The sequence below is a fragment of the Mesorhizobium sp. M7A.F.Ca.CA.004.12.1.1 genome (assembly GCF_003997835.1).
In the GTDB taxonomy this organism is placed as follows: Bacteria; Pseudomonadota; Alphaproteobacteria; order Rhizobiales; family Rhizobiaceae; genus Mesorhizobium.
On sequence record NZ_RZRK01001525.1, the window covers coordinates 1 to 430 of the forward strand.

Annotated in this window: 1 pseudogene; it reads right to left on the reverse strand. The window is 67.7% G+C overall.

What is annotated here, in order from left to right:
• A pseudogene (locus EN984_RS38025) lies at window positions 1-430 on the reverse strand (autotransporter domain-containing protein); the annotation flags it as partial.

The window sequence follows — 430 nt, forward strand, 5'->3', positions numbered from 1 at the left end:
GGCCATGACCGTGCCCGGTGTGCCGGAAATAGTCCAGGTGCCGGTGCCGGACTTTTCCAGGATGCCGAAGCCCTGATACTGGGCGGAAGAGCCCGCCGCGCCCAATTGTGAAAGATCGAAGGAACCGCCGACCGAACCGCCGAGGCCGAATGTGTCGGCCGCGCTGAAGGCCTCCACAGTGCCGCTGACCACCGAGCCGGCGTGCAGTTCCAGCGTATTGACGCCACCGGTGAACTGGATCGCATGAGCCTGGGGACCGTTGCCGTCGATCGAGAATCCACCGGCGATGGTGCCGCTGTTGGTCACGGTGAGGCCTGCCCCGGCAATGCCGATCCCGCCAGATCCGGCGCGGTAGCGTGGATCGCCATAGCCGCTGGCGCCCCCCGTGCCGCCCTGCACGGTGCCGCTGTTGTCGATCGTGCCGCCACCC